At 69.9% G+C, this 22,779-nt stretch carries 24 protein-coding genes and 6 tRNA genes; 19 read left to right on the forward strand and 11 right to left on the reverse strand.

Going from position 1 to position 22,779, the window contains the following annotated elements:
* The 3 genes from H5411_RS21815 to H5411_RS21825 all read left to right on the forward strand — a co-directional run.
* A partial coding sequence (locus H5411_RS21815; protein WP_183124873.1) for a DUF3097 domain-containing protein occupies window positions 1–782 on the forward strand: 782 nt, incomplete at its 5' end.
* 92 nt (window positions 783–874) lie between these two features.
* Entirely contained in the window at window positions 875–1,309 is a 435-nt protein-coding gene (locus tag H5411_RS21820) for an NfeD family protein (RefSeq protein WP_101440087.1), read from the forward strand.
* A 115-nt stretch (window positions 1,310–1,424) separates the two neighbouring features.
* Window positions 1,425–2,762, forward strand: a complete 1,338-nt coding sequence (locus H5411_RS21825; RefSeq protein ID WP_246369125.1) for an SPFH domain-containing protein — start codon at window positions 1,425–1,427, stop codon at window positions 2,760–2,762.
* A 61-nt stretch (window positions 2,763–2,823) separates the two neighbouring features.
* Here H5411_RS21825 and H5411_RS21830 read toward each other — a convergent pair whose 3' ends face one another.
* The gene (locus H5411_RS21830; RefSeq protein WP_183124874.1) at window positions 2,824–4,167 is read right to left on the reverse strand and encodes an MFS transporter; all 1,344 of its coding nucleotides are present in this window, start codon (window positions 4,165–4,167) and stop codon (window positions 2,824–2,826) included.
* A gap of 166 nt (window positions 4,168–4,333) precedes the next feature.
* Here H5411_RS21830 and H5411_RS21835 point away from each other — a divergent pair, with 166 nt between their 5' ends.
* Window positions 4,334–4,903, forward strand: a complete 570-nt coding sequence (locus H5411_RS21835) for a TetR/AcrR family transcriptional regulator (RefSeq protein ID WP_101440085.1) — start codon at window positions 4,334–4,336, stop codon at window positions 4,901–4,903.
* A gap of 65 nt (window positions 4,904–4,968) precedes the next feature.
* Window positions 4,969–5,748 (forward strand): SGNH/GDSL hydrolase family protein, encoded by a 780-nt coding sequence (locus tag H5411_RS21840; protein ID WP_101440084.1) that lies wholly within the window; start codon window positions 4,969–4,971, stop codon window positions 5,746–5,748.
* Window positions 5,749–5,752: 4 nt separating this feature from the next.
* Here the strand turns inward: H5411_RS21840 and H5411_RS21845 are convergent, their stop codons facing one another.
* The gene (locus tag H5411_RS21845) at window positions 5,753–6,280 is read right to left on the reverse strand and encodes a CGNR zinc finger domain-containing protein (RefSeq protein ID WP_101440083.1); all 528 of its coding nucleotides are present in this window, start codon (window positions 6,278–6,280) and stop codon (window positions 5,753–5,755) included.
* Between the two features lie 128 nt (window positions 6,281–6,408).
* On the opposite strand from H5411_RS21845, the gene H5411_RS48505 reads away from it, so the two are divergent.
* The 7 genes from H5411_RS48505 to H5411_RS21875 all read left to right on the forward strand — a co-directional run bounded on the left by H5411_RS48505 (window position 6,409) and on the right by H5411_RS21875 (window position 7,534).
* A complete protein-coding gene (locus H5411_RS48505) occupies window positions 6,409–6,543 on the forward strand; it encodes a hypothetical protein (protein WP_281377282.1) in 135 nt (44 codons plus the stop codon).
* 264 nt (window positions 6,544–6,807) lie between these two features.
* Window positions 6,808–6,894: transfer RNA gene (locus H5411_RS21850), tRNA-Tyr, on the forward strand.
* A gap of 25 nt (window positions 6,895–6,919) precedes the next feature.
* Window positions 6,920–6,992: transfer RNA gene (locus tag H5411_RS21855), tRNA-Gly, on the forward strand.
* Between the two features lie 33 nt (window positions 6,993–7,025).
* Window positions 7,026–7,099, forward strand: a tRNA-Arg gene (locus H5411_RS21860).
* A 194-nt stretch (window positions 7,100–7,293) separates the two neighbouring features.
* A tRNA-Arg gene (locus tag H5411_RS21865) sits at window positions 7,294–7,365 on the forward strand.
* A gap of 19 nt (window positions 7,366–7,384) precedes the next feature.
* Window positions 7,385–7,458 (forward strand) — tRNA-Lys (locus H5411_RS21870).
* Window positions 7,459–7,462: 4 nt separating this feature from the next.
* Window positions 7,463–7,534 (forward strand) — tRNA-Arg (locus H5411_RS21875).
* A 541-nt stretch (window positions 7,535–8,075) separates the two neighbouring features.
* Here H5411_RS21875 and H5411_RS21880 read toward each other — a convergent pair.
* Window positions 8,076–8,876 carry a pentapeptide repeat-containing protein gene (locus H5411_RS21880; protein ID WP_183124875.1) on the reverse strand — a complete coding sequence of 267 codons (801 nt, stop codon included), beginning with the start codon at window positions 8,874–8,876 and terminating at the stop codon, window positions 8,076–8,078.
* Between the two features lie 188 nt (window positions 8,877–9,064).
* On the opposite strand from H5411_RS21880, the gene H5411_RS21885 reads away from it, so the two are divergent.
* Both H5411_RS21885 and H5411_RS21890 read left to right on the forward strand, forming a co-directional pair.
* Window positions 9,065–9,643: a TetR/AcrR family transcriptional regulator gene (locus H5411_RS21885; protein WP_101440081.1), complete on the forward strand. Its 579-nt coding sequence runs from the start codon at window positions 9,065–9,067 to the stop codon at window positions 9,641–9,643.
* A 45-nt stretch (window positions 9,644–9,688) separates the two neighbouring features.
* Window positions 9,689–10,567: an alpha/beta fold hydrolase gene (locus H5411_RS21890; RefSeq protein WP_101440080.1), complete on the forward strand. Its 879-nt coding sequence runs from the start codon at window positions 9,689–9,691 to the stop codon at window positions 10,565–10,567.
* A gap of 18 nt (window positions 10,568–10,585) precedes the next feature.
* On the opposite strand, the gene H5411_RS21895 is transcribed toward H5411_RS21890, so the two are convergent.
* From H5411_RS21895 to H5411_RS21905, 3 genes are all read right to left on the reverse strand, one after another.
* The gene (locus tag H5411_RS21895; protein WP_101440079.1) at window positions 10,586–11,074 is read right to left on the reverse strand and encodes a DinB family protein; all 489 of its coding nucleotides are present in this window, start codon (window positions 11,072–11,074) and stop codon (window positions 10,586–10,588) included.
* A 232-nt stretch (window positions 11,075–11,306) separates the two neighbouring features.
* Window positions 11,307–12,386 carry a coiled-coil domain-containing protein gene (locus H5411_RS21900; protein WP_220817286.1) on the reverse strand — a complete coding sequence of 360 codons (1,080 nt, stop codon included), beginning with the start codon at window positions 12,384–12,386 and terminating at the stop codon, window positions 11,307–11,309.
* 275 nt (window positions 12,387–12,661) lie between these two features.
* On the reverse strand, window positions 12,662–13,783 hold the full coding sequence (locus H5411_RS21905) for an epoxide hydrolase family protein (protein WP_183124876.1): 1,122 nt from the start codon (window positions 13,781–13,783) through the stop codon (window positions 12,662–12,664).
* A 140-nt stretch (window positions 13,784–13,923) separates the two neighbouring features.
* Here H5411_RS21905 and H5411_RS21910 point away from each other — a divergent pair, with 140 nt between their 5' ends.
* Window positions 13,924–14,496, forward strand: coding sequence for a CGNR zinc finger domain-containing protein (locus H5411_RS21910; RefSeq protein WP_183124877.1), 573 nt, complete (start codon window positions 13,924–13,926; stop codon window positions 14,494–14,496).
* Between the two features lie 72 nt (window positions 14,497–14,568).
* On the opposite strand, the gene H5411_RS21915 is transcribed toward H5411_RS21910, so the two are convergent.
* Window positions 14,569–15,459: a LysR family transcriptional regulator gene (locus H5411_RS21915; protein WP_220817287.1), complete on the reverse strand. Its 891-nt coding sequence runs from the start codon at window positions 15,457–15,459 to the stop codon at window positions 14,569–14,571.
* Between the two features lie 133 nt (window positions 15,460–15,592).
* Between H5411_RS21915 and H5411_RS21925 the strand changes: the two genes are divergently transcribed.
* Window positions 15,593–16,294 carry a flavodoxin family protein gene (locus tag H5411_RS21925; protein WP_183124878.1) on the forward strand — a complete coding sequence of 234 codons (702 nt, stop codon included), beginning with the start codon at window positions 15,593–15,595 and terminating at the stop codon, window positions 16,292–16,294.
* Window positions 16,295–16,336: 42 nt separating this feature from the next.
* Here H5411_RS21925 and H5411_RS21930 read toward each other — a convergent pair whose 3' ends face one another.
* Window positions 16,337–17,458 (reverse strand): FAD-dependent oxidoreductase, encoded by a 1,122-nt coding sequence (locus H5411_RS21930; protein WP_183124879.1) that lies wholly within the window; start codon window positions 17,456–17,458, stop codon window positions 16,337–16,339.
* Between the two features lie 75 nt (window positions 17,459–17,533).
* Here H5411_RS21930 and H5411_RS21935 point away from each other — a divergent pair, with 75 nt between their 5' ends.
* Window positions 17,534–18,229 carry a TetR/AcrR family transcriptional regulator gene (locus H5411_RS21935; protein WP_101440072.1) on the forward strand — a complete coding sequence of 232 codons (696 nt, stop codon included), beginning with the start codon at window positions 17,534–17,536 and terminating at the stop codon, window positions 18,227–18,229.
* Complete coding sequence (locus H5411_RS21940; protein ID WP_183124880.1) at window positions 18,226–19,389, forward strand: tyrosine-type recombinase/integrase; 1,164 nt, start codon at window positions 18,226–18,228, stop codon at window positions 19,387–19,389. The genes H5411_RS21935 and H5411_RS21940 overlap by 4 nt, the downstream gene beginning before the upstream one ends.
* A gap of 139 nt (window positions 19,390–19,528) precedes the next feature.
* On the opposite strand, the gene H5411_RS21945 is transcribed toward H5411_RS21940, so the two are convergent.
* Window positions 19,529–20,308 carry an alpha/beta fold hydrolase gene (locus tag H5411_RS21945; RefSeq protein ID WP_246369123.1) on the reverse strand — a complete coding sequence of 260 codons (780 nt, stop codon included), beginning with the start codon at window positions 20,306–20,308 and terminating at the stop codon, window positions 19,529–19,531.
* A 110-nt stretch (window positions 20,309–20,418) separates the two neighbouring features.
* On the opposite strand from H5411_RS21945, the gene H5411_RS21950 reads away from it, so the two are divergent.
* A complete protein-coding gene (locus H5411_RS21950; protein WP_220817288.1) occupies window positions 20,419–21,246 on the forward strand; it encodes a helix-turn-helix domain-containing protein in 828 nt (275 codons plus the stop codon).
* A gap of 60 nt (window positions 21,247–21,306) precedes the next feature.
* Here H5411_RS21950 and H5411_RS21955 read toward each other — a convergent pair whose 3' ends face one another.
* Both H5411_RS21955 and H5411_RS21960 read right to left on the reverse strand, forming a co-directional pair.
* A complete protein-coding gene (locus tag H5411_RS21955) occupies window positions 21,307–22,050 on the reverse strand; it encodes a hypothetical protein (protein ID WP_183124882.1) in 744 nt (247 codons plus the stop codon).
* A gap of 27 nt (window positions 22,051–22,077) precedes the next feature.
* The gene (locus tag H5411_RS21960) at window positions 22,078–22,764 is read right to left on the reverse strand and encodes a TetR/AcrR family transcriptional regulator (protein WP_101440067.1); all 687 of its coding nucleotides are present in this window, start codon (window positions 22,762–22,764) and stop codon (window positions 22,078–22,080) included.
* Between the last annotated feature and the right edge of the window lie 15 nt (window positions 22,765–22,779).

Raw genomic sequence — 22,779 nt, forward strand, 5'->3', positions numbered from 1 at the left:
GGCCCCGCAAGCGGAAGGTGCCGGAGGTCCCCGCCGAACCAGGGCTCGTGGTCGAAGACCCGGCCAGCGGCTATTGCGGCGCGGTGGTGAAAATCGAGTACGGCAACGTCGTCCTCGAGGACGCCAAGGGCCGCCACCGGGTGTTCCCGCTCGCGCCCGCCGCGTTCCTGCTGGAAGGCAAGCCGGTCACGCTCGTGCCGGCGAAGAAGGCCGCCGCCCCCGCGCGGCAGGTGTCGGCGTCCGGTTCGGTCCGCGTGCAGGGCCTGCAGGCCCGCGTCGCGCGCGACTCCCGGATCTGGGTCGAGGGCAAGCACGACGCCGAACTGGTCGAACGCGTCTGGGGACACGACCTGCGCGTCGAAGGCGTCGTCGTGGAACCGCTCGACGGCGTCGACGTCCTGGCCGACCGGATCGCCGAGTTCGGCACCGGCCCGGGCCGCAGGCTCGGCGTCCTCGTCGACCACCTCGTGGCGGGCAGCAAGGAATCCCGGCTGGTCGGGCAGATCCGCGACGAGCAGGTGCTGGTCACCGGCCACCCGTACATCGACGTCTGGCAGGCGGTGAAACCCGCGTCGGTCGGCATCCGCGCCTGGCCGGAGATCCCGCGCGGCATCGAATGGAAGACCGGCGTCTGCGACGCGCTCGGCTGGGGCGAACCGTACGAGGGGTGGCAGCGCGTGCTCGCCGGGGTGCGCAGCTTCCGCGATCTCGAAACGCCGCTGATCGGCGCGGTCGAGCGGCTCATCGACTTCGTGACCGAACCGGGCGACGACGCTCCGTGATGCCCGATATGCCGGGAAGATCCAAGGTCACGCGTCGGTCACGTCGGGTAGCTTGCCCGGTGCGAAACGACGCGATCTGAGAGCATGAAGGCATGGCAGCGGCTCTGATCTGGCTGATCATCGGCATCGTCCTGATGATCGCGGAGGTGATCTCCGGGGACTTCGTGCTGATCATGCTCGGCATCGGCGCGCTGCTCGGAGCCGGCTCGGAAGCGCTCACCGGCAACATCTACATCGACGTCGCCGTGTTCGCGCTCAGCTCGGTCGGGCTGCTCGCGCTGGCGCGTCCGGCGCTCAAGCGCCGTTTCCTGTCCGGTTCGGCCATCCCCACGGGCATCGACGCGCTGGTCGGAGCCCGGGCCGTCGTGGTGTCCACTGTGGACTACGATGCCGGCCAGGTGAAAATCGGCGGCGAGGTGTGGTCGGCGCGCGCCGTGCACGAATCGCAGCCGCCGATCGCCCCGGGCACCAGCGTCACGGTCGTCGAGATCTCCGGCGCCACGGCCGTGGTGGACATCGTCGCGTGAGGCGCCGTCCGAGAAAAACGGTACTAGGTAAGGGGAAACGCTCTTGTCGACAATAGCGATCGTCGTGGTCGCACTGCTGGCTCTGTTCGTCATCATCACAGTGGTCAAGGCGATCATGGTGGTGCCACAGGCCCAGTCGGCGGTGATCGAGCGGCTCGGCCGGTTCCGCACGGTCGCTTCGCCCGGCCTGACCTTCCTCGTCCCGTTCCTGGACAAGGTGCGCGCGCGGATCGACCTGCGCGAGCAGGTCGTCTCGTTCCCGCCGCAGCCGGTGATCACCGAGGACAACCTGACGGTGAACATCGACACCGTCGTGTACTTCCAGGTCACCGACTCGCGCGCGGCGGTCTACGAGATCTCGAACTACATCATCGGCGTCGAGCAGCTCACCACCACCACGCTCCGCAACGTGGTCGGCGGCATGAGCCTGGAGGAGACGCTGACCTCGCGCGACTCGATCAACACCCAGCTGCGCGGCGTGCTCGACGAAGCGACCGGCCGCTGGGGCATCCGCGTCGCCCGCGTCGAGCTGAAGGCGATCGAGCCGCCGGCCTCCATCCAGGACTCGATGGAGAAGCAGATGCGCGCCGACCGGGAGAAGCGCGCGATGATCCTCACCGCCGAAGGCCAGCGGGAATCGTCGATCAAGACGGCGGAAGGCCAGAAGCAGAGCCAGATCCTCGCGGCCGAAGGCCAGAAGCAGGCCGCGATCCTCGCCGCGGAGGCGGAACGGCAGTCGCGGATCCTGCGCGCACAGGGTGAACGAGCCGCCCGCTACCTGCAGGCGCAGGGCCAGGCGAAGGCGATCGAGAAGGTGTTCGCGGCGATCAAGGCCGGCCGCCCGACGCCGGAAGTCCTCGCCTACCAGTACCTGCAGACGCTGCCGCAGATGGCGCAGGGCGACGCGAACAAGGTCTGGATGATCCCGAGCGACTACGGCAAGGCCCTCGAAGGCTTCGCCCGCGCGCTGGGCGCTCCCGGCGACGACGGCGTGTTCCGGTACGAGCCGCCGAAGGACGACACCCCGGCCAAGCCGGACCTCGACGACGAAGAGGTCGCCGGGTGGTTCGACACGAGCAGCGACCCGAAGGTCGCCGAAGCGGTCGCGGCCGCGGAAGCCGTGGCGCGCAAGGAGGTCGAAGGCCCGCTGGGGGCTTCGAGCGAGGGCGCCCGGCGGGCGATCGGCGGGGTCCCGGCCAAGCCGAAGGCCCCCGAGCCGGTCCGGGAAGAGGAACCGCCCGCGCCGCCGGAGCCGCCGCAGCCCAGCGCTCCGCCGCCCGCACAGCAGCAGCAGTCGTTACCGCAGCCGCAGCCTCCGGCCGGACCGCAGGGCGGGCCGTACCAGGGGCCGCCGCCGCAGCAGTTCGGCGGACCGCAGGGTCCGGGCAGCGGGCCGTTCCCGCAGCAGGGTCCGTTCGGCGGGCCGCAGGGCGGGCCTCCGCCGCAGCGCTGATTCGTTCCCGACAGGGGCTGCCGCACCGGTTTTCGGTGCGGCAGCCCCCTTTTTCGTGCGGTCAGCGGGCGTATACGCCGACGTCGTCGATGTTGGCTTTCGAGCGATCAGGCAGCGCGATCACGCACAGCACGGTCACGACGACCGAGGCGACGATGTAGATCGAAATCGAGTACGGCGTTCCGGTGATGTGCAGCAGCCAGGTCGCCAGCAGGGGAGCGGGGCCGCCCGCGAACACCGAAGCCAGTTGATATCCCAAGCCCGCGCCGCCGTAGCGCAGATGCGTCGGGAAACTCTCGCCGATCAGCGCCGCCTGCGGGCCGTACTGCATCGAGTGCGCGACCAGCGACACGATGACGGCGAGGAAGATCATCGCGTGGCCGCTGTGGGTGAGCACGGTGAAGTACGGGAACGCGATGATCCCGGTCAGCACCGCGCCGGTCAGGTACACCTGCTTGCGGCCGATCCGGTCGGACAGCTGGGAAAACAGCGGAATCAGCAGCAGTTCCGCGGCCGCCCCGACGAGGACCGCGTTGAGCACGAACGTCTTGCTGAATTCCGGCCGGTGCACGACATAGACCAGGACGTAGCTGGTGAACAGGTAGAACGGCATCTGCTCGCTGAACCGCAACCCGGCCGACAGCAGGATCTCCCGCCAGTGGTGCCGGACCACGTCTTTCACCGGCGCTTTCGAGGTGCGCTTGGCCGCCACCGCGGCGGCGAACATCGGAGTTTCCAGGATCCGCAGCCGGATCACGAGGCCGATCGCCACCAGGACCAGGCTCAGCAGGAACGGGATTCGCCAGCCCCACGAGGCAAAGGCGTCCGGAGACAGCGTCGCGGACAGCAAGGTCATGCCGCCGGTGCCGAGGACGAGCCCGACCGGGACGCCGACCTGCGCGAAACTCGCCAGCAGGCCGCGCCGCCGCTGGTCGCCCCATTCCATGGCCAGCAGCACCGATCCGCTCCACTCGCCGCCGATCGCGATGCCTTGCACCAGGCGCAGCAGGACGAGGATCAGCGGTGCGGCGACGCCGATGGTCGCCGCACCGGGCAGCAGGCCGACCACTGCCGAGGACAAGCCCATCAGCAGGAGCGTGACGATCAGCGTCGCCTTGCGCCCGAGCCGGTCGCCCCAATGGCCGAAGATCGCCGCGCCGATCGGGCGGGCCGCGAACCCGACCGCGTAGGTGGCGAACGACTGCATGACCCCGGCGTAGGAGGACGACGCGGGGAAGAACAGATGGGGAAAGACCAACGCCGCGGCGGTGTTGTAAAGGAAGAAGTCGTACCACTCGATGGTGGTGCCGATCGAACCGGCCAGAGCCGCCCGGCGTACCTGCACCCGGCGGTCGCCGGAGGAAGCTTGGACTGACTGGGTGACCTCGTTGTCGCCTAGAGTCATGGTCGTGCACCTCTCGTGACGGTCGTCACACTATAGTGTGGACGAGCGGACCAGGTTTGACGATTCCTGGCGCTTGCTCCGGACGGGTTGTTTCCGCCCTTTCGGCACGCCGCACGGACCTGGATCGGGCGCCGCGCGACCAGGGCGCGCGACTACCATCGCAGCCGTGACGGAGGACAAACCGCTGCGCGCCGACGCGCGGCGAAACCGCGCGAAGGTGCTCGATGCCGCCGAGACGGTGTTCGCGGCCAAGGGCACCGGTGCGCCGACCGAGGAGGTCGCGCGCGAGGCCGGCGTCGGCATCGGCACGGTGTTCCGGCACTTCCCCACGAAAGAAGCGTTGCTGGAAGCCGTTCTCTACGCGCGGCTGCACCGGTTCGTCGACGAGGCGGACGCCGTCGTCGCGCAGAACGCCGAGGACGCCGGGGCCGCGTTCTTCACCTTCCTCACCAGCTGGATCGAGATGTCCAGCGCCAAAAACGCCTACTTCGAAGCGCTCACCTCCGCCGGCGTGTGCGTGCCCAGCACGGGTTCGGTGATCGGGGAGCGGCTGCGCGAATCCCTCGGCGTGCTGCTGCGCCGCGCCCAGGACAGCGGCGCGGTGCGGCGCGACGTCACCACGACCGAGCTGATCCCGGTGATCATCGGCACCGCGAAGGCAGCCGAGCACGTCGGCTCCGATCGCGCACTGCGGGACCGCACGATCGCGATCCTGTTCGACGGCCTCCGCCCCTGAACCGGCGAAGCATCCGCGGCCGGGCGCCGTGACCAGCGCGGGGGAGCCGGGCCTAAACTGAGGCAATGACCAACCGCTTAGTCTGTATTGGCGATTCGTTCACCGAAGGCGTCGGGGACGACGATCCGTCCGCGCGCAACGGGGTGCGCGGCTGGGCCGACCGGGTCGCCGAGGTCCTCGCGGCCGGGGAGCCGGGGTTCCGGTACGCCAATCTGGCGGTGCGCGGGAAGCTCCTTCCCCAGGTGCTGAACGAACAGGTCGAACCGGCATTGGCGATGAAGCCGGACCTCGTCACGCTCTACGCGGGCGGCAACGACCTGATGCGGCCGCGCGTCGACATCGACAGCCTCGCCGACTCCTACGAGCGCGCCGTGGCCCGGTTCCGCGCGGCCGGTGCGCAGGTGCTGCTGTTCACCGGCGTCGACGGCGTGGAAGACGCGCTGTTCCGGCAGATCCGCGGCCGGGTCGCGATCTACAACGAGCACGTGCGCGGCATCGCGGCGCGGCACGAGACGCTGCTGGTGGACATGTGGTCGATGCGCCAGCTGCGCGACCGTCGAATGTGGTCCCCGGACCGGCTGCACCTCAACGCCGCCGGGCACACCGAAATCGCCATCGCCGTCCTCGACGCGCTGGGCGTGCAGCACAGCCTCACGCACGTCGCGCTGGGACCGCGGCCCCGCCTGTCCGCGCGGGAACAGCGCACGGCGAACCTCCGCTGGGGACGGGAACACGCGCTGCCGTGGATCGGCCGGCGCCTGCGCGGCGAATCCTCCGGCGACACGATCGCCCCGAAGTATCCGGAGCTGGAGTCGTTCGCCGAAGCCGTCAAAGCTCTCGACTGACGGCCTAGCCCGCGAGCTGCCGCGCGCGATGGTCGGCGACATTGACCCGCGTGCCGCAGCGAGTGGAACAGAACCGCCGCCGTCCGTTGCGCGACGTGTCCACGAACGCGACGCCGCACCCCTCGCGCGCACAGACGCCGAGACGGTGCGGCTCCTCGCACACCAGATGCGCGAGCCCGCCGGCGGTGTAGGCGTGGAACCGCTCGACTACGTCCGCGCCTTCGCTGGAGTAGTGCAGATGCGGCGCTTTCCCGTCGTGGCTGGCGATGTTCGGCCGGCACGCGGCAACGGCGAGCAGCTCGTTGACGAGATCGACCCGCTCCGCCGTCGTTTCCGCGACGAACACCCGGTGCAGCCGCCGCCCCCACGCCAGGATCCGCGCCGCCTCGTCCGCAGCGATGCGCGGCAGCACCATGTCGTGCGCTTGCCCCACGGCCCGCACCTCGGCGGCCGTGACGTCGTCGCGCTGGGCAAGGGTCGCCAGGTCGGCGGCTACTTGCGCGCCCGCGCCACCGTAAGGATTGAAGTGCACTCGACCATTACAACACGATCCGTCTTCCGGCGAAAGCCCGGCCGAAAACAGTTCTCCGGAAAATAAGATTGACGCATCGCTTCGCCGTAGGTGAAGATGAATGCACTACAGCGGATGAAGGAGCGGTCATGACGAACATGCGGAAGCGGGAGATGCGAGGCCGGTATCCGGCCGCCCTCCGCGCTGCCCGGCGTTCGCTTGCCTACCAGTGCCGCATGGGCCGAAAAGGCGGTCTCCCGGGCGGTATCCGCTCCCTGACCTGACGCAGCAGCAGTTGCGCACAGGGAGCCGCCCGTCGGGAAACCGATCCGGGCGGCTTCTCTCGTCAGGGCGTCCGAACGCAATTCATTCCCGCCGCCGCGTTTTCTTCGCGACGGTATTTCCCTGCTGCCCATTTTCGCGATGAGCGCGGTTCTTTGACAACTGCACAGCGGAGCAAAAAGACATTTCCGAGACTCGTCCCCGTCGCCTCACCCGCGGCCAGGACGAGCGCGGGGTCCGGCAGCCACGCGCCGCCGGACCCGCACGGTGGAGACGGGACGGCGGCGGTCCCACCCGGCGGTAAACCGGGAGCCCGTTCGAGGGCAGTGAGGGTTCGACTCCCTCCTTCACCACTGCGCCCTGGTCAGGGCGCGTCCTGCGGTCGTGGTGAACTCGGCGGACACGTCGGTCTTCCAAACCGAAGAAGAGGGTTCGATGCCCTCCGGCCGTTCGCGGTCCGGCGCCGTCGGGGAGCCGGACGCACACCCCTGTAGCTCAGCGGGAAAGAGCGCCGCACTACGAATGCGGAGGTGCCAGGTTCGAGTCCTGGCAGGGGTACGGGGCCCGGCGCCGAGGGGGCGCCGGCGCCTTGTCCGGATGCGAGGGGCATTGGCGACCCCGCCTGGTTCGGGACCAGGAGACACCGCGTTCGACCCGCGGGCATCCGACTTCCCGTCTCGCGTTCCCGGTTGGGGTAACCGGCAGCAGCGCGGATTTTGGATCCGCTGGCCCAGGTCCGAATCCGAGGCCGATGCTCGTTCGTCCACCTGGCAGGACGTCGCGCTCCGGACGCGGAAACCGAGGTTCGAACCCTCGACGGGCAGCACCATCCCGCACTGACGCGGGCCGTTAGCTCAATCGCGCAGAGCAGCCGGCTTTTACCCGGCGGGTTCAGGGTTCGAGTCCCTGGCGGCCCACTCCGCCCCCGTGGTCCAGCGGACACGACGCCGGCCTCCGAAGCCGGGAACGCAGGTTCGACTCCTGCCGGGGGCACGATCGTCGTCAGCTGCCGCCGGGCAGCTCGATCATCGCTGGTCGAACAACTGGCCAGCGACTCGTGTCGCGCTGCTATGCGAGAGGCAGACCCCCGGACGAACTCAGCACGACCTGACTTCCGTCCTCATCGGACGGTCCCGCTGCGTCAGCAGCACCCGCGCGCGGTTCGGCAACCAGCGGAGCCTCATAAGCCCCGCCAACGTGGATCGGCACCACGGCGCGCGACTGGCCCGTTTCACGACGGTCGTGGCACGGCCCGCAAAGCCGTGGGCTTCCGGGTTCGACTCCCGGGCGGGTCTCCGCGACGCTCCGCTGTGCAGAAATCAGTAAGGGTTGAACTGCACTGAACCATTACTCCACGATGGCGGTCATGGAAGAAAACCGTTGCCCCCGCTGTGGCTGGCCTCTGGCCGAACTGCCTGCCTCCGCCGTCGTTCCCGCGTCGGCGAGCAGTCGGACCGAGTACGTGCGCTGTGTGTGCGGCAGCTGGATCGCCCGGCTCGGCGGGGTCGTAGTGGGGTCCACCCGGCCGCGCTGACTACCACTGTTCGGGGCGGGCCAGCCGAGGAGGCAGCTTGGTCTCCGCGTCGCCGCGGGCGGCGTTCACCTGGGACTGGGTAAGGAAAATGCTGTCGGTGAAGTCGGCGCCGCGGATGTCGGCGTCGCGCAGATCCGCGCCGATCAGGTCAGCGCGGCGCAGGTCCGCGCCTCGAAGGTTCGCCGCGATCAGGTAGGCGCCGCGGAGGTTCGTGCTGCGCAGGTCCGCGCCGGCGAGTTTCGCGCCGATCAGGTCGGCACCGCGACGGTCCTTCTTGCGCCCGGCCCCGGCACGGACCAGCTCGCTGGTGCGCACCAGCAACGGGTTGACCTGGGCGCGACGAGCGTCGACGTCGATCGCCAGCACTGCGTCCGCGTCTCCGGCAGTCGCCTGTTCGATGTCGGCGATCTCGGCGTCCAGATCCGCATGGATCTCGTGGGTCACGGCGAGCGAGCGCGCCTCGGTGAGATACCAGAGCAGTTCGTGCAGGTGCCGCATCACCGGGAGCGCGGCGAACATACGGTCGCGGGTTTCCGGAGCCTCGCGCCAGCTCCGGCCACCGAAGGTCACCTGCGACACTTGCTGTCCGGCACCGAAGCAGTCGTACGCGGTGCAGCCCGCGAAACCCTTGGGGCGCAACCGATCGTGGATGCCGCAGCGGTAATCGGGCCGCAGATTCGGGCACGGGTCGCCGGCCCGCTTGTCGATGGCGAAGTCGGCTGACTTGGTGAAGGTGAGCGCCACGCAGCAAAGCGCGAAACAGCTCGTGCAGTCGGCGGTCAGGGTGCGGCGGTCGGGCAAGGTCTCTCCAGCGAAGGCGGGCGAACCGGTCCAGCGTAGTCGCCGCTCACCTGCCCGCGACGACCACGACGCCCGGGAAGTCAGCGGTACCAACGGGGACGGTGCCGATCGAGCACCGACCCGTCAGCCTGGATGGCTGCAGCTCCCTTTCTTTATCGAACGATCCATAATGGCGTAGGGTGGCGGCCATGGTCCGCACCCGCGAGTTCGACACCGAAGCGGCCGTGAGCCGTGCGATGGAACTGTTCTGGTCGCGCGGCTACGAGGCGACCTCGGTGCGCGATCTGACCCAGCACCTGGGTCTCGGGCAGGGCTCGCTGTATGCCGCCTTCGGCGACAAGGACGGCCTGTACCGCGCCGCGCTCGAGCACTACCGCGCGACGCTCGCGGCGACCGCGCTCGAGAGCCTGAAAAACGGCGCCGACGCCCGCTCGGCGATCCGGACGCTCCTGGTCGAGCGGGTCCGGATCGCCGCGGCCGACGACGGCCGAGGCTGCCTGGCGGTCAACGCCGTCTGCGAACGCCTGCCGGGGGACGCCGCGACCCGGCGCACGGTGCGGGACATGCAAGACGCCAGCCAGGAAGCGATCGCCGAGGTGCTGTGCGTCGCGGCGGAGCGCGGCGAGATCGCGGCGCGGCACGATCCGCCTACGCTGGCCGCCTTCCTGGTCACCTTCCTCAACGGGCTGCTGGTCTCCGCGAAGATCACCCCGGACGCCCGCGCCCTCGAACCCCTCGTGGAGGTAGCCCTGGCTGCCCTCGACTGATTCGTGGTGCCCTCAAACTGGAACGTCCGATCAAGAAAGGGAACGATGTTCGACCACGACGAAACTCCAGTCCGCACCGGCCGTGCCGCGGTCAACGGAACGAGCCTGCACTACCGGACCGCCGGATCCGGCCCCGCCGTGGTGCTGCTCCACGGTGTGCCGAAGACCGGTTACCACTGGCGGCACCTCGTCCCGAAGCTCACACCGCAGTACACGGTCGTCGTCCCGGACCTGCGCGGTCTCGGCGATTCCGCCCGCCCCACGGACGGCTACGACTCCGCGACGATGAGCGAGGACGTCGCCGAACTGATGGCCGGCCTCGGCCACGAGACTTACGCCGTCGTGGGCGAGGACTGGGGAGCGGTGATCGGCTACCAGCTCGCCGCCCGGCATCGCGACCGAGTGACGTCCTTGGTGTTCGCCGAGGCGTTGTTCCCCGGCTTCGGCTTCGAGGACCACACCGCGCTCACCGCCGAGAACGTCGCCAGCGGCATGCATCTGTGGCATCTGGGCTTCTACTTCCAGCCGGACGTTCCCGAGATGCTGATCGCCGGCCACGAACGCGAGCTCATCACGTACCTGATCAAGTTCGAGCGCAGCCGCCCGGACAGCGCGACGCCGGACGCGATCGAGGAGTACGTGCGCTGCTACTCGATGCCCGGCGGCATCCGCGCGATGCTCGCGATCTACCGGGCGATGCTCGTCGACGCCGAACAGAATCGGCAAGCGGCGCAACGGAAACTGGACCTGCCTGTCCTGGCGCTCGGCGGGTCGGCGTTCATCGGCGAACGCGCCGAATCCCAGATGCGGATCATGGCCCACGACGTCACCGGACTCGTTTTCGACGCCGGGCACGACCTCGCCGAGGAAGTGCCCGACGAAATGGCCGACGCGGTCCTGCCGTTCCTCGCCAAGCACCAGTAGGCCGCCGAGGCCAGGGGGTCAGGACAGGGGCTGGTCGATCTGCTCGCGCAGGATGTCGCCGTGGCCCGCGTGCCGGGCGAATTCCTGGATCATCGCGAGCAAAGTCCAGCGCATGCTGACGGTTCCCTCGCCGGGGAACTCCTTGGTGTCGTCGAGTTCGAAGCGCGCCGCGATCTCCCGCGACCGCTGACTGGCGCGCTCGTACTCGGCGATCACGTCGGCCACGGTCTCGTCGTCGGAGACGGCGAAGGTGCCGACGTCCCGCTTCGAGTATCCGTCGCATTCGGACTCGTCGAGACCCGCCCAGAACCGTTGGAACCAGATCCGTTCCGCGGCGGCGGCGTGCTTGACCACGGAAATCGGCGTCGACAGCGACGCGACGAGCCGCCGTCGGGCGTCAGCCTCGGACAGGCCGCGGAGGGTCTCGGCCAGGGCTTCGCGGTTGCGGTCGAGCGTGTTCTCGAGAAGCTCTCGTTCGGTGCCGTTGGTGAGGCGTTCGGTGGGCATGGTTCCACTCCGTTCTCGGGCAGGACTGGTTCGCGGACGGGTCGTCCGCACGACGGGGAGGGCCTGACGAGGCCGGGATCTCTGAAGTGCTCACCGTGGGGAGCGCGCCTACGCGGGCCAGGAAAAGCACCGCGGGCGATGACTGTCCGCCGGGAAACCCGGCGACTGAAGGTATTGAACCACAACCCTGCCGGGCGTGGTGGCTGCTCGCATCTGCAGCCACCACGCCCGGTCACTCGGCTTCTTCCGGTTGTTCCGCCTTCTCCGCCTTCTCAGCCTCGCGAAGCCGGTGCAACTCCTCAAGCTCCGCCTCCTGTGCACTGACGCGAGCACGCAGTTCTCCCAGCTCAGCGTGCAACGGAGCCAGCGTTTCGGCATACGTCTTGGTCGCCTGGCTCAACTGCGCTGCGGCCTCCGCGACCCGCTGATCGGCCGCCACCTGGACGCTGCGCACCCGGTCGTCCGCCTCCGCCGCCTGCTCACGCAACCGCTGTTGTTGCTCGCGCATCCGGCTTTCGTGCTCGGCGGTCAACGACGCGCGAAGTTCCTGCTGGGCTTCCGCTGCCGTGCGGCGGGCCTGTTCGAGGTCCTCGACCGCCGTCGCGCGCAATGCGGAAATCTCGCGCTGCAACGCCGTGACCCGGTCGTGCGCGGACGCCGCCTGCTCAAGCGCACGCTGCCGGTTGTTCTCGGCTTCATCACGGACCGCCAATGCGGCTTCCTGCGCTTTCCTTGCCGCAGAAGCGTTCTCGAGCGCAGCGTCACGCTCGGCTCGGTCCACTTCGGACTGGTGCTTGGCCGCCTCCTCGGCCGCGCGAGCCTCCTCCGCGGCGGCTACGGCGTGCGCGCGTTCCGCATTCGCCGCCCGGGCCTGCTCCAGCGCCTCGTCGCGAGCAGCCTCGGCCTCTTCCCGCGCTTTCAGGGCAGCTGCGGTCTGGTCGGCGACGTGCGTGCGCAGCGCGGACAGCTCCGCGTGCAGCGGTTCCAACGCCGACAGCGCCGAGCCGAGCTGCTCGTCGAGCGCCCGGGTGTCGAGCTGGGTCATCGGCTGGTCGGGGCCGTAGACGGTCACCCAGATCTCGCGCTGCTCGTCGAGCATCGCGCACGTGATGACCTTCGCGCCCCACCTCCCGTACCGCTCCGGATCGGCCGGGCAGTAGGGAGTCGGCCGCCCGCCCTGCCGGGGGATGGGCGGCAGCGGCTGGCCGCAGTACGCACACCCCGCCTCGTCCCCGGCGGCCAACGCGCGCACGGTCGCTTCCCGGCGCTCCTCCCGGCTCCCGCGCCGGATCGGCGGCCCCACCGTCTCCATCAGCACCCCTTTCCGCTGGTGGAGCACACTCTACAGTTAGAGTTTCAATACTTAAACCCGAGGTATCAGATAGAAAACTCGAACAGTCGACCAGATCTGCCGGTAATTGACTATATGGATAACTGAGATTATTGATATAGTCATGCTGCAGACGGCTCCGAGGGGCCTGGAGGACATGCCCCTCGCGCGCACCGCGCGAGCATCAGCCTCTTCGGCGCGATCGAGGGCGAGCTGGCACGCCCGGGGGTACCGGCCGCCGCGTGGTCGATGCCTGGTCAGCGGACGAGGCGGAAGAACCCACGCACTTGTTCGACCAGCGACTCGGGCTGTTCCAGTGCGGCGAAGTGGCCGCCTCGTGGCAGTTGCTGGTACCAGCGCAGGTCGGTGAAGCGCAGTTCGGCTTCGCGTCGCGAGGGGCGGGTGATGTCGCGGGGGTAGACCGACAGTCCGGACGGTGCCGTCACCTTGTCCCGGAAGTGCGCGAAGCTTTCCCAGTACAGGCGTGCCGACGAGGTGGCCGAGGCGGTGAACCAGTAGACCGAGATCTCGTCGAGGATCGCCTGGCGTGGCACGGCGTCTTCGGGGTGGCCGTGGTTGTCGGTCCAGGCCCAGAATTTCTCGGCGATCCAGGCGGCCTGCCCGGCCGGGGAGTCGGTGAGGCCGTAGCCGAGGGTCTGCGGCCGGGTCGCCTGGATGGCCGAGTATCCCCGGCCGGTGCGCTGCATCTCTTTCTCGGCCTCGAGGTTGGCCAGTTCGCCGGGTGTGGGGTCGTCGAAGGCGCCCGCTGCCACGGATCCGAGGTTGAGGTGCACGCCGGCGACCCGTTCGGGTGCGACTTCGCCGAGTGCGCCGGAGACCGCGGAGCCCCAGTCTCCGCCTTGGGCGCCGTATCGCTGGTATCCGAGGGAGGTCATGAGGGTGTCCCAGGCGCGGGCAGTGCGGGTGACGCCCCATCCGGTGGTCGTCGGCTTGTCGCTCCAGCCGTAGCCGGGCAGCGACGGCGCGACCACGTGGAAGGCATCCGCGGGGTCGCCGCCGTGGGCGCGGGGGTCGGTGAGCGGACCGAGGATCTGCAGGAACTCGAGTACCGAGCCCGGCCAGCCGTGGGTGAGCACGAGCGGGAACGCGTCCGGCTCGGGCGAGCGGATGTGCAGGAAGTGGATGCCGAGGCCGTCGATCGTGTCGCGGTACTGGGGGAAGGCGTTGACGCGGTCGGCGAACCCGAAGTCGTAGTCCTCGGCCCAGCTGCGGCACAGCTCCTGCGCGTAGGCGAGCGGCACTCCCTGCGACCAGTCCGGCACCGGCTCGGGCTCGGGCCACCGCGTCCGGCGCAACCGGTCGCGCAGATCCGCGATCTCGGCTTCGCTGACGCTGACCTTGAAGGGCTCGGCGGCCATAGCTGGCTCCCGTTCTGGCAGGACGTGCCGGTGAAAGGTGGCGTGAGCTTCCGGCTGCGCCGCCGGAGCACCCAGCTAAGCTGTGACACGTAAAAGGCTGTACGGATGTCACCGTACGAACCCGTGAGGAGATACGTCAAATGCTGGAAGCGTGTCACATCTCATCCGGGATGGAGGCGGCCGTCGATCTCGCCAACACCTGGAAACCCGTCAAGGGCGAGGACACGCTGGAGACCGCGGAACAGCTCCAGGAGTTCCTCGCCGACCATCCGTCTGTCGGATGGGGCTCGGGGACCGGTGCCTCGCGGCGTCTCACCCGCGCCGACCTGACGGAGGTCCGCGCACTGCGCGAGACCGTGCGCCGCGTGCTCGAACAATCCAGCACCGACGCGGTCGCGGCTGCTGCCCTGATCAACGACGGTCTGCGCCGCAGCCATGCCACTCCGGTGCTGCGCCACGAGGACGGCCGCTGGTGGACCGTGGTCGCCGCCGACACCGACCGCTGCGCGGCGCACCTGGCCGCGACCACGCTCAGCGCACTGGCACGCGTGATCGCCACGCTCGGTCCGACTCGTCTCGGCGTATGCGCCGGACCCCGGTGCCGGGCCACCTACGTGGACCTCTCGCGCAACGGCTCGAAGCAGTACTGCACCCGAACCTGCGCGCACCGGGCCAGCGTCGCGGCCTACCGCAGTCGGCACAGCACGAGCTGAGCTGTCGTCTCCGCAACGAACTGGGCAGCGAACTGGAGCACGGCAGGTGGAACCGCGCTGCCGCATCCTCTCTTAACTCGGCACAGCCGCCTTCAGCAGCAAATCCCGCAGCGCGAGCGCGACCTCCGACGGATTCTCCGGCAAGAGAACCACCTGGTCAGCGGTCGTCGAAGGACCAGTCAGCGGGATGATCCGGAGCCCGGGCGGCTGGTGGTCCAGCGCCGACTCGACGGTGATCCCGATTCCCGTTCCGGCGGCGACGTGGGCGGCGATGGCCTGCACGCTGTCGGCGGTCCGGATGATCCGCAGGTCCGCCCCGCTGATCTGGAACGCGGACAGCAGCCGGTCGCAGAGCCCGCTGTTGATCTGGTGCGGCCAGGTCAGCAACGCGGTCGAGGACAGTTCGGCCGCGCTCAGTTCGGTATGCCCGGCAAGGGAATGCGCCGCGGGCACGAGGGCGACGAACCGTTCGGCGGACAGCACTCGCGCCCGCACGCCGTTGATCCCGCCGGTCGCCCATCCGATGCCGAGCCCGACGGTTTCCGCGCGCAGGGCGGCGAGCTGCGCGGTGGTCGGCATCGGCTCCGGCACGATCGTGACGTCCGGGAACCGCTCGCGCAGCTGCGGCAGGCAGCGCAGCAGCACCTGGTGCGCGGTGTACTCGGCGTGGGCGACGACGAGCGTGGTGCGCGTCCGGTCTCCGCCGGCCAGGGCGCGGCCGCGGTGCTGGAAGCGGCGCAGCTGGGCGAGGGCGGCGTGGGCGTCGGGCAGGAGGGCTTCGCCGAGATCGGTCAGCGAGACCCGGCGGCTGGTGCGGTGGAAAAGCTTGCCGCCCAAGGTTTTCTCGAGGCGGCGGACGGCGTCGCTGACGGTCGGCTGTCCGCGGTGCAGGCGTTCGGCGGCGCGGCCGAAGTGCAGTTCCTCCGCGACCGTGACGAACGCTTCCAGCTCGATCCTGTCCACCGGATCAGGCTAGCCGGATCGATCGGCGTCACCGATCGCTGGGTGCGCGAGAACGGCGTTGATGACGTCCGGCGATCGGGATGGGATAGGGGAGCAAGCAGGGGATTTCCCCACGACCGGAAGAAGTTTTCGCATGACAGCCAATGCCGTTGACCGCGCCCCCGAAGCCACCGTGACCGTGGTCTGCCATTCGGTGCACGGGCACACCCGCCTGCTGGCCGAGCATCTCGCCGAAGGGGCGCGGCAGGTGCCGGGCGTGCAGGTGCACCTCGTCGACATCCGGGCCGAGGACGTCACCGCGGGCCGCTGGCACGACAGCGACGTCATGGCGCTGCTGGACCGTTCCGACGCGATCGTTCTCGGCTGCCCGACGCTGATGGGCAGCGTCTCCGCGGTGTTCAAGGCGTTCATGGAGGCCGCGTTCACGCCGTTCACGACACAGGCGTGGAAGGACAAACTGGCGGGCGGGTTCACCATGTCCGCGTCGCAGAGCGGCGACAAGCTCGCGGTGCTGCAGCAACTGTCGGTGTTCGCGGCGCAGCTGGGCATGCAGTGGATCGGCGTGGGCGACATGCCGGGCAACAACTGGAGCGGCGGGACCCGCGACGACGTCAACCGGCTCGGCTCGTGGCTCGGGCTGATGAGCCAGAGCCACGCCGACCTCGGCCCAGAAGACGCCGGATCGCACGGCGACCGGGTCACCGCTCAGCGCTACGGAGAGCGGATCGCCCGGCTGACGCAGCGGTGGGTCAACGGCGTGCCGTACGAGACCGGCCGGATGACCGAGCACGAGGCCCGCGCGCTGTCCGCGTCGCTGCGGGAGGCGGTGGCCTGACCTGGGGCCCGGGTGCGGGACCCGCCCGCACCCGGGGCGTTCCTACGTCCCGGCGACGAACTCGGCGACCAGGCCCTGCGGTGCGTCGGGGCCGAACATCTGCTGTTGCAGGTGCGCGCCCTCGGCCGCGGTTTCCGCGCCGCGCGGGAACATCGCCTGCTCGTACTCGGCGAGCGCGGCCTCCACGTCGTCCGGATGGGCGGCGAGCGCGTTCCCGAGTTCGGCCCCGTCGAGCATGGCCAGGTTCGCGCCTTCGCCGTTCGGCGGGGCGAGGTGCGCGGCGTCGCCGACCAGCGTCACGCCGGGCACCCGCTCCCACTGATGTCCGATCGGCAAGCCGTAGTGCGGCCGGAAGACCGGCGCGGTGTCGCTTTCGGTGATCAGCGCGGTCAACGCGGTCGACCAGCCCTCGTACTCCGCGGCGATCCGGGCGGTCGCGGCGGCCGGATCGCCGAAATCGATGCTGTCGAACCACTCCAGCGGCCGGACCAGCCCGACGTAGGCGTGCAGGGTTCCGTTTCGCTCGCGATGGGCCGTGATGCCGTGGCCGGGCGCGAGCGCCAGCAGCATTCCGCCGCCGACTGCTTCGGCGGCGGCGGGGAACCGGCGATCCGAGTCGTAAAGGAAGGTCTCGACAAACCCGGCGCCGGTGTACTCCGGCTTCGCCGAGGACAGCAGCGGCCGGACCTTCGACCAGGCACCGTCCGCGCCGACCAGCAGGTCCGCGGGGACCTTGCTTCCGTTGGCGAAGGCGACCTCGTAGCCCTCGCCCAGGGCGCGCACGCCGCTGACCTTGTGTCCCCAGTGGACGGTGCCCTCCGGCAGTGAGTCGATCAGCATCTGCCGCAACTCGCCGCGGTGGACTTCGGGACGGCCGCCGGTGCCGTCGTCCGGTTGTTTGAACAGCACTGTGCCGTCCCGGGCCAGCAGCCGCAGTTCTTGTCTCCCTTCCAGGACCAGGCTGCGGAATTCGGCTGTCAGCCCGGCGGCTTCGACGGCGAGCTGGCCGTTGTAGTCGTGGATGTCGAGCAGGCCGCCCTGGGCGCGCGAGGCCGGGGACGGCTCGGCCTCGTAGACGGCGGCCGGGATTCCGTGGACGTGCAGGACGCGGGCGAGCGTGAGGCCGCCGAGCCCGGCGCCGACGATCGTGACGGAGGTGGTCATGACAAGGCTCCTTCGAAAAGTTCTGGTACGTCATTCCATGTTGGAACGGCGCTCCAGATATGTCAAGATGGGCGCATGGCTACGGGGACGCGCCGGGCACAGCGGCGCACGGAGGCACTCTCCCGGGAGCGCATCGTCGAGGCGGCGGTGGAACTGCTGGACGCGGCCGGCGAGAGCGGCCTGACGTTCCGGGTGCTCACCGAGCGGCTCGCGACGGGGCCCGGGGCGATCTACTGGCATGTCGCGAACAAGCGCGAGCTGCTGGTCGCCGCGACCGACGCGGTGGTGGCGGACGCCCTGGCGGCGAGGTCGACCGGCTCGCCGCGAGAGGAAGTGCACGCGGTGGCGCTCGGGCTGTTCTCCGCGATCGACGCGCATCCGTGGCTCGCCGCGCAGCTGCTGCTCCAGCTGTCCCGCAGCCCGGGCGGACCGGTGACGCCGCGGATCCTCGAAAGCCTCGGCCGCCGGGTCCGCGCGCTGGGCGTGCCCGAGGAGCACTGGTTCACCGCGACGTCGGTGCTGATGCACTACGTGCTGGGCGCGGCCGGGCAGAACGCGGCGAACAGCCAGGTCGCCGAACCGGACGCGGACCGGGCCGAATTCCTCGCCGCCACGGCGCAAGCGTGGGAAGCGCTCGATCCCGAGGAGTACGAGACGACCCGCTTGATGGCGAGCCAGATGCGCGAGCACAACGACCGCGAGCAGTTCCTCGCCGGGATCGATCTCGTGCTCGCCGGCGTCGCCGCGCTGTATCCGGGCGGGCGCGCATGACCCTCGCGCTCACCGATGCCGGGGGAGCGGGCAAGGACGCGCGGGAACGGTTCGGAGAATTCCTGCGCGTGTACGCGTCGCTCAACACCCGCATCGCGTACGCGACCGATCTCGGCATCCCGCTCGACTGGGTGCCCGGCTATCAGCCGCCCGATCCGGGACGCCGCCGCGGCCGTGCGCGGCGGACCGATCCGGACGCGCTGGCGTGGCTGCCTTGGTGTCTGCGCAACGGGTTCACGTCGTTTGCCGACGTCCGGGTGGAGCACGTCGAACAGTGGCTGGACGAACTGGCGCAGGCCGGGTATCGCGACGCGACGCGCGGCCGGATGCTGTCGGCGGTGTCCGCGTTCTACCGCAAGTACCTGCTGCGGGAAGGTTTGGCCGGCCACAATCCCGCGGCGCTGGTGGACCGGCGCGCGCAGCATCTCAACCGGCCTTCCGGCGTCCCGTCGCAGACCGCGCGCTGGTCGTTCGACGCGTGCCGGGCGTTGCTGGTCGCCGCGTGGCTGCTGGTCGACCACAGCCGGAACGGCCTGCGCGACCGGGCGATGGTCGAGATCCTGATCGGCACCGGCGTGCGCGCGGAGGAACTCGTGGGCGTGGACCTGGGCGATTACCGGCGGCCGACCGCGGGCGGCTTCGGCGTGCTTCGGGTGCACGGCAAGGGGTCCAAGGACCGGGAGGTCGCGCTGGCCGCCCCGGTGGCGGACGCGCTCGACGCTTACCTCGCGGACCGGGTCACGCCGCAGGTCCCGGCACTGCGCGGGCAGGTCGGCGCGAATCGGGCCGAGCCGTTGTTCGTCACCAGCACCGGCGCGCGCGTGCACGTTTCGCACGTGACCGCGTTGCTGCGCAGGTTGTGCGCGACGTTCTGCCAGCCACCCAAAACCGCGCGGCTGCGGGAATTGCTGGACACCGCCGAGGCCCGGTTCGTCGCGACGCATCTGCAGCCGCTGTGCGACACCATCCACCCGCACTCGGCGCGCCACTCCTACGCGACGCACGCGATCGAGCGAGGGGTCCCGCCGCGGCAGGTGCAGCGCGACCTCGGGCACGCCGCGCTGTCGACCACCGAGGGCTATCTCCACGACGAGAACGCCATCCGGGACTCGGCCGCGCACGAACTGGCACCGGCGTTGCATCGCGGCTGGCTCGGCTGACAGTCGCTGGTCACGGCTCTGCTGCGAGGAACAGGAGAACTGCTCGCCCTGGTCGTGGCTGGTGTCCGCGACGACCAGGGCAGAGGTCACGTGGCCATTCCGCGATGTCGTCCTCTGGCGACGAGGCGGCCGAGCGCGTTCAGGCAGCGGGTGCGAAGGCCGTGATCGCGTCGGCGAGGGCGGCCGCAGCTTCCAGCGGGATCAGGTGACCTGTCTTCGGAATCACCGTGTACTCGGCGTCGGCGAGGTAGGGCATCAGGTGGTCGACGAGTACGTCGACGGTCTCGACCTGGTCGTTCTCTCCGGCGACGACGAGCGCGGGAACGCTGATCATCCGGGTGTGCTCGCGGATGTCCTCCGCGATGCCGCGCAGCGGCCATTCCGTGCGGGCGGCGTCGGTGCTGGCCCGGGAATCAGTCGCGATCCGCGACTTGATCTGCTCGGGCAGTTCGGTCGCGGTGAGGATGTGATCCCGTGCGCCAGCGACGGACTCGTCGGAGTCGTAGGCGTGGGAAAGGCCCTCCCGGTACTCGGGCGTGATCCCTGAGGCGGGCTTCGCCGGAGCGGAACCGACGAGGACGATCCCGCGGAGGCCAGCGGGTCGGGTCGCCGCGACGAGCTGCGCGACCTTGCCGCCCATGGAATGTCCGACGAGGACGTAGTCGGCGACGCCCGCGTCGGCGATGATGGCGAGCGTGTCGTCGGCGAATTGGCGGAGGGCGTAGGGGCCCGCCAGGGTGCTCGAACGGCTCCACCCGCGGAAGTCGACAGTGAGCGTGTCGCGTCCCGCGAGGCGGCCGACGACGAGATCCCAGGTGCGGGCGGATCCGCCCCAGTAGTGCAGGAACACCAGGGTCGGCCCGGTTCCCGGCCGGTGGTCGTAAACGGGCAGAGGCGACTGCTGCGTCGTCGTCATCATGACTCTCTCGATCAATGTTCTGAGGGATGTTGTTCTGTGTGTTGATTCAATGTCTTCCGCTATCCCGAGGCATCGGCAGGACTGGTCGGCCGATGGTGAAAAATGGACAGATGACCGTGATCCGGCAGATGACTTACGAGCCCGTCGGGCACGGTGCCGCCGCTGTCGAAACCATGACGTTCGACCGCCTTCGCGAGCTGAACGACGGCGGGACGCAGCGTGCCGACTTCCACGTCCTCGCCGTCGTCGATGCCGGGCACGGATCCGTCACCGTGGACTTCCTCCGACACCCGCTCCAGAAGCGGTCCGCGGTGTGGATCGCTCCGGGAGCGGTGCACCGATGGGATGACATCGCCGACGTGGCCGGACAGGTCGTGTTGTTCGTGCCGACCGCGCCGGTCACCACCGCCACCCGGGAGCTCGTCGCGTCCCCGGCCCGGGAAGTGCGCTGGACGATTCCCGACGCCGACTGGCCGTTCGTCGACGCCGCGCGCAACCATCTCCTCCTCGAAGCATCCGCTCCGCCCGGAGATGTCTCGGCGGAGCTGCCCGAGATCCTGCTCTCCGCGCTCATCGCGCGGCTTCGCCCCCGCCACGCCGAAGCGCCGTCGGTCAATCCGGTGTTCCCGCTGTTCCAGGCCAGCGTCGACGCGCACTTCCGGGAACATCACGACGCCGGCTACTACGCCCGGACACTGGGATACGCGCCCCGCACCCTCACCCGAGCGGTGCAGCGGGCCACCGGCCGCACCGCAAAGGCGTACCTCGTCGATCGGATCGTCCTGGAGGCCAAACGGCTCCTCGCCCACGACCGCCTCACCGCGGCCGCCTGCGCCACCGCGCTCGGTTTCCCCGACGCGTCCAACTTCTCGGTGTTCTTCCGCAAGGCGACAGGCATGCCCCCGGGCGCATGGCAGGCGACGGCAGCGGCCGAATGAGCGATCGCCAGGATTCTGCACCTGCTTGCTGGCTCGGCACGCTGATTGCCGCAACAGCGGTCAAGCCTCGATGAACGGCTCCGTGCACAACGTGCAGGTAATCGGCCCCAACTCCAGGATCGACCGGGCCGCGCGGATCCGGCGCGGGGGTTCGCACCGGCAGATCGCCGCGACGTAGTTCGGCCCGCCGCGGTGCGCGCCTCGGCCGTCGACCGGCGCGATCACCACCGGCGGGGCGAGCGGTTCGGCCACCTCGCCCGGCGTTTCCGGGTCGTCCGGCGGGGCCGCGACGGCGCGTCGGGCGACCTCCTGTTCGGTGTGCCGCCACACGGTCAGCGCGGCTTCGAGCCGGGTGAGTTCTTCTTGGTACGCCTCAATGGTCGCGGGGAGCGCGGTGGTCGAGGACCAGCCGATCCGGTCCGCCTGTTCGGCGCGCAGGCCGAGTTCGGCGGCGAGCGCGGCGAAGCGTTTGTTGTGGTAGCGGCCGTCGCTGACGTCGACGATGTCGCGGGTGGCGGCGAGTCCGTGCGCGGCCTCGTGCAGGGTGGTGGAGAGGATCTCGGCCGCACTGCGCCGCAGGCCTTCGGCGCCGAGGAAGAACTCGGCGCGCGGTTCGACGCCTTCGCCGACGTGCCAGCGGGACCGCGCGAAGTGGCCGTGGATCTCGGTGGTGGTGCCCATCGTTCCGGAGGCGAGCACGAGGATCGCGTCGGGGACGTCCGCGTGCCGCCGCCGGATTTCGGCCCAGAGCTGTTCCATCGCGTGCATGACGCGGGTGGTCGGACCCAGCGCGGCGGTCTCCATGGGCCCATCTTGCCGCTTAAGCGGTAACTAGCTGAGGGAGAGTCCGGAGAGCACTCGTTCGAGGCCGGCGGCGAAGACGGCGTCGCCGTCGGGGTGCACGGCGTCGCGGGCGGTGCGCAGGAGGGTGGGGTAGCGGCCGGTGTCGAACATCCGTTGCAGGTAGGGTCCGGCGGCGCGCTGCCAGCCTTCCTCGTCGAGGCCGGTGTCGCTGATGAGCCGGCGTTCGCGGATTTCGCTGCGCACGGCACCGGTCACGTAGGAGTGCACGGTGAACACCGTGATCATGGCGTCCTCGATCGGGCCCGGGCCGGCCGCGGCGGCCAGCGACGCCTCCAGGTACGCGAGCGCGTTCGGGCCGAGCCCGGGGCGTCCGCCGATCAGGTCCGCGAACCATTCGTGCCGTTGGACGGCCGCGCGGCAGCCGTGGGCGAGCGCGCGGAGGGCGGCCACGCCTTCGGTGTCCGGATCCGGCAGCGGGATCTCGCCGTAGACGGCGTCGGTCATCAGGTCGAGCAGTTCTTCTTTGGTGTCGAGGTAGCCGTACAGCCGCATCGGCCCGGCGCCGAGGGCGGCCGCGACTTTGCGCAGCGACACCGCTTCGAGACCGCCTTCGTCGGCGAGCGCGCAGGCGGTCTCCACGATGCGGGCGCGGCTCAACGGCGTCGGCGCCGCGCGCGCCAGCGGTTCGGGCCGCTCCCACACCACTTCGTCCATGCTCGCTCCTTTTTC

Origin of the sequence: Amycolatopsis echigonensis (assembly GCF_014174495.1) — a bacterium.
Lineage (GTDB): Bacteria > Actinomycetota > Actinomycetes > Mycobacteriales > Pseudonocardiaceae > Amycolatopsis > Amycolatopsis echigonensis.

Excerpts from the sequence above, each read along its gene's own strand:
- H5411_RS21820 (WP_101440087.1), top strand. The coding sequence starts at position 875 with ATGGCAGCGGCTCTGATCTGGCTGATCATCGGCATCGTCCTGATGATC.
- H5411_RS21825 (WP_246369125.1), top strand. The coding sequence starts at position 1,425 with ATGGTGGTGCCACAGGCCCAGTCGGCGGTGATCGAGCGGCTCGGCCGG.
- H5411_RS21830 (WP_183124874.1), bottom strand. The coding sequence starts at position 4,167 with ATGACTCTAGGCGACAACGAGGTCACCCAGTCAGTCCAAGCTTCCTCC.
- H5411_RS21840 (WP_101440084.1), top strand. The coding sequence starts at position 4,969 with ATGACCAACCGCTTAGTCTGTATTGGCGATTCGTTCACCGAAGGCGTC.
- H5411_RS48505 (WP_281377282.1), top strand. The coding sequence starts at position 6,409 with ATGACGAACATGCGGAAGCGGGAGATGCGAGGCCGGTATCCGGCCGCC.
- H5411_RS21885 (WP_101440081.1), top strand. The coding sequence starts at position 9,065 with ATGGTCCGCACCCGCGAGTTCGACACCGAAGCGGCCGTGAGCCGTGCG.
- H5411_RS21890 (WP_101440080.1), top strand. The coding sequence starts at position 9,689 with ATGTTCGACCACGACGAAACTCCAGTCCGCACCGGCCGTGCCGCGGTC.
- H5411_RS21895 (WP_101440079.1), bottom strand. The coding sequence starts at position 11,074 with ATGCCCACCGAACGCCTCACCAACGGCACCGAACGAGAGCTTCTCGAG.
- H5411_RS21900 (WP_220817286.1), bottom strand. The coding sequence starts at position 12,386 with ATGGAGACGGTGGGGCCGCCGATCCGGCGCGGGAGCCGGGAGGAGCGC.
- H5411_RS21905 (WP_183124876.1), bottom strand. The coding sequence starts at position 13,783 with ATGGCCGCCGAGCCCTTCAAGGTCAGCGTCAGCGAAGCCGAGATCGCG.
- H5411_RS21910 (WP_183124877.1), top strand. The coding sequence starts at position 13,924 with ATGCTGGAAGCGTGTCACATCTCATCCGGGATGGAGGCGGCCGTCGAT.
- H5411_RS21925 (WP_183124878.1), top strand. The coding sequence starts at position 15,593 with ATGACAGCCAATGCCGTTGACCGCGCCCCCGAAGCCACCGTGACCGTG.
- H5411_RS21930 (WP_183124879.1), bottom strand. The coding sequence starts at position 17,458 with ATGACCACCTCCGTCACGATCGTCGGCGCCGGGCTCGGCGGCCTCACG.
- H5411_RS21935 (WP_101440072.1), top strand. The coding sequence starts at position 17,534 with ATGGCTACGGGGACGCGCCGGGCACAGCGGCGCACGGAGGCACTCTCC.
- H5411_RS21940 (WP_183124880.1), top strand. The coding sequence starts at position 18,226 with ATGACCCTCGCGCTCACCGATGCCGGGGGAGCGGGCAAGGACGCGCGG.
- H5411_RS21945 (WP_246369123.1), bottom strand. The coding sequence starts at position 20,308 with ATGATGACGACGACGCAGCAGTCGCCTCTGCCCGTTTACGACCACCGG.
- H5411_RS21950 (WP_220817288.1), top strand. The coding sequence starts at position 20,419 with ATGACCGTGATCCGGCAGATGACTTACGAGCCCGTCGGGCACGGTGCC.
- H5411_RS21955 (WP_183124882.1), bottom strand. The coding sequence starts at position 22,050 with ATGGAGACCGCCGCGCTGGGTCCGACCACCCGCGTCATGCACGCGATG.
- H5411_RS21960 (WP_101440067.1), bottom strand. The coding sequence starts at position 22,764 with ATGGACGAAGTGGTGTGGGAGCGGCCCGAACCGCTGGCGCGCGCGGCG.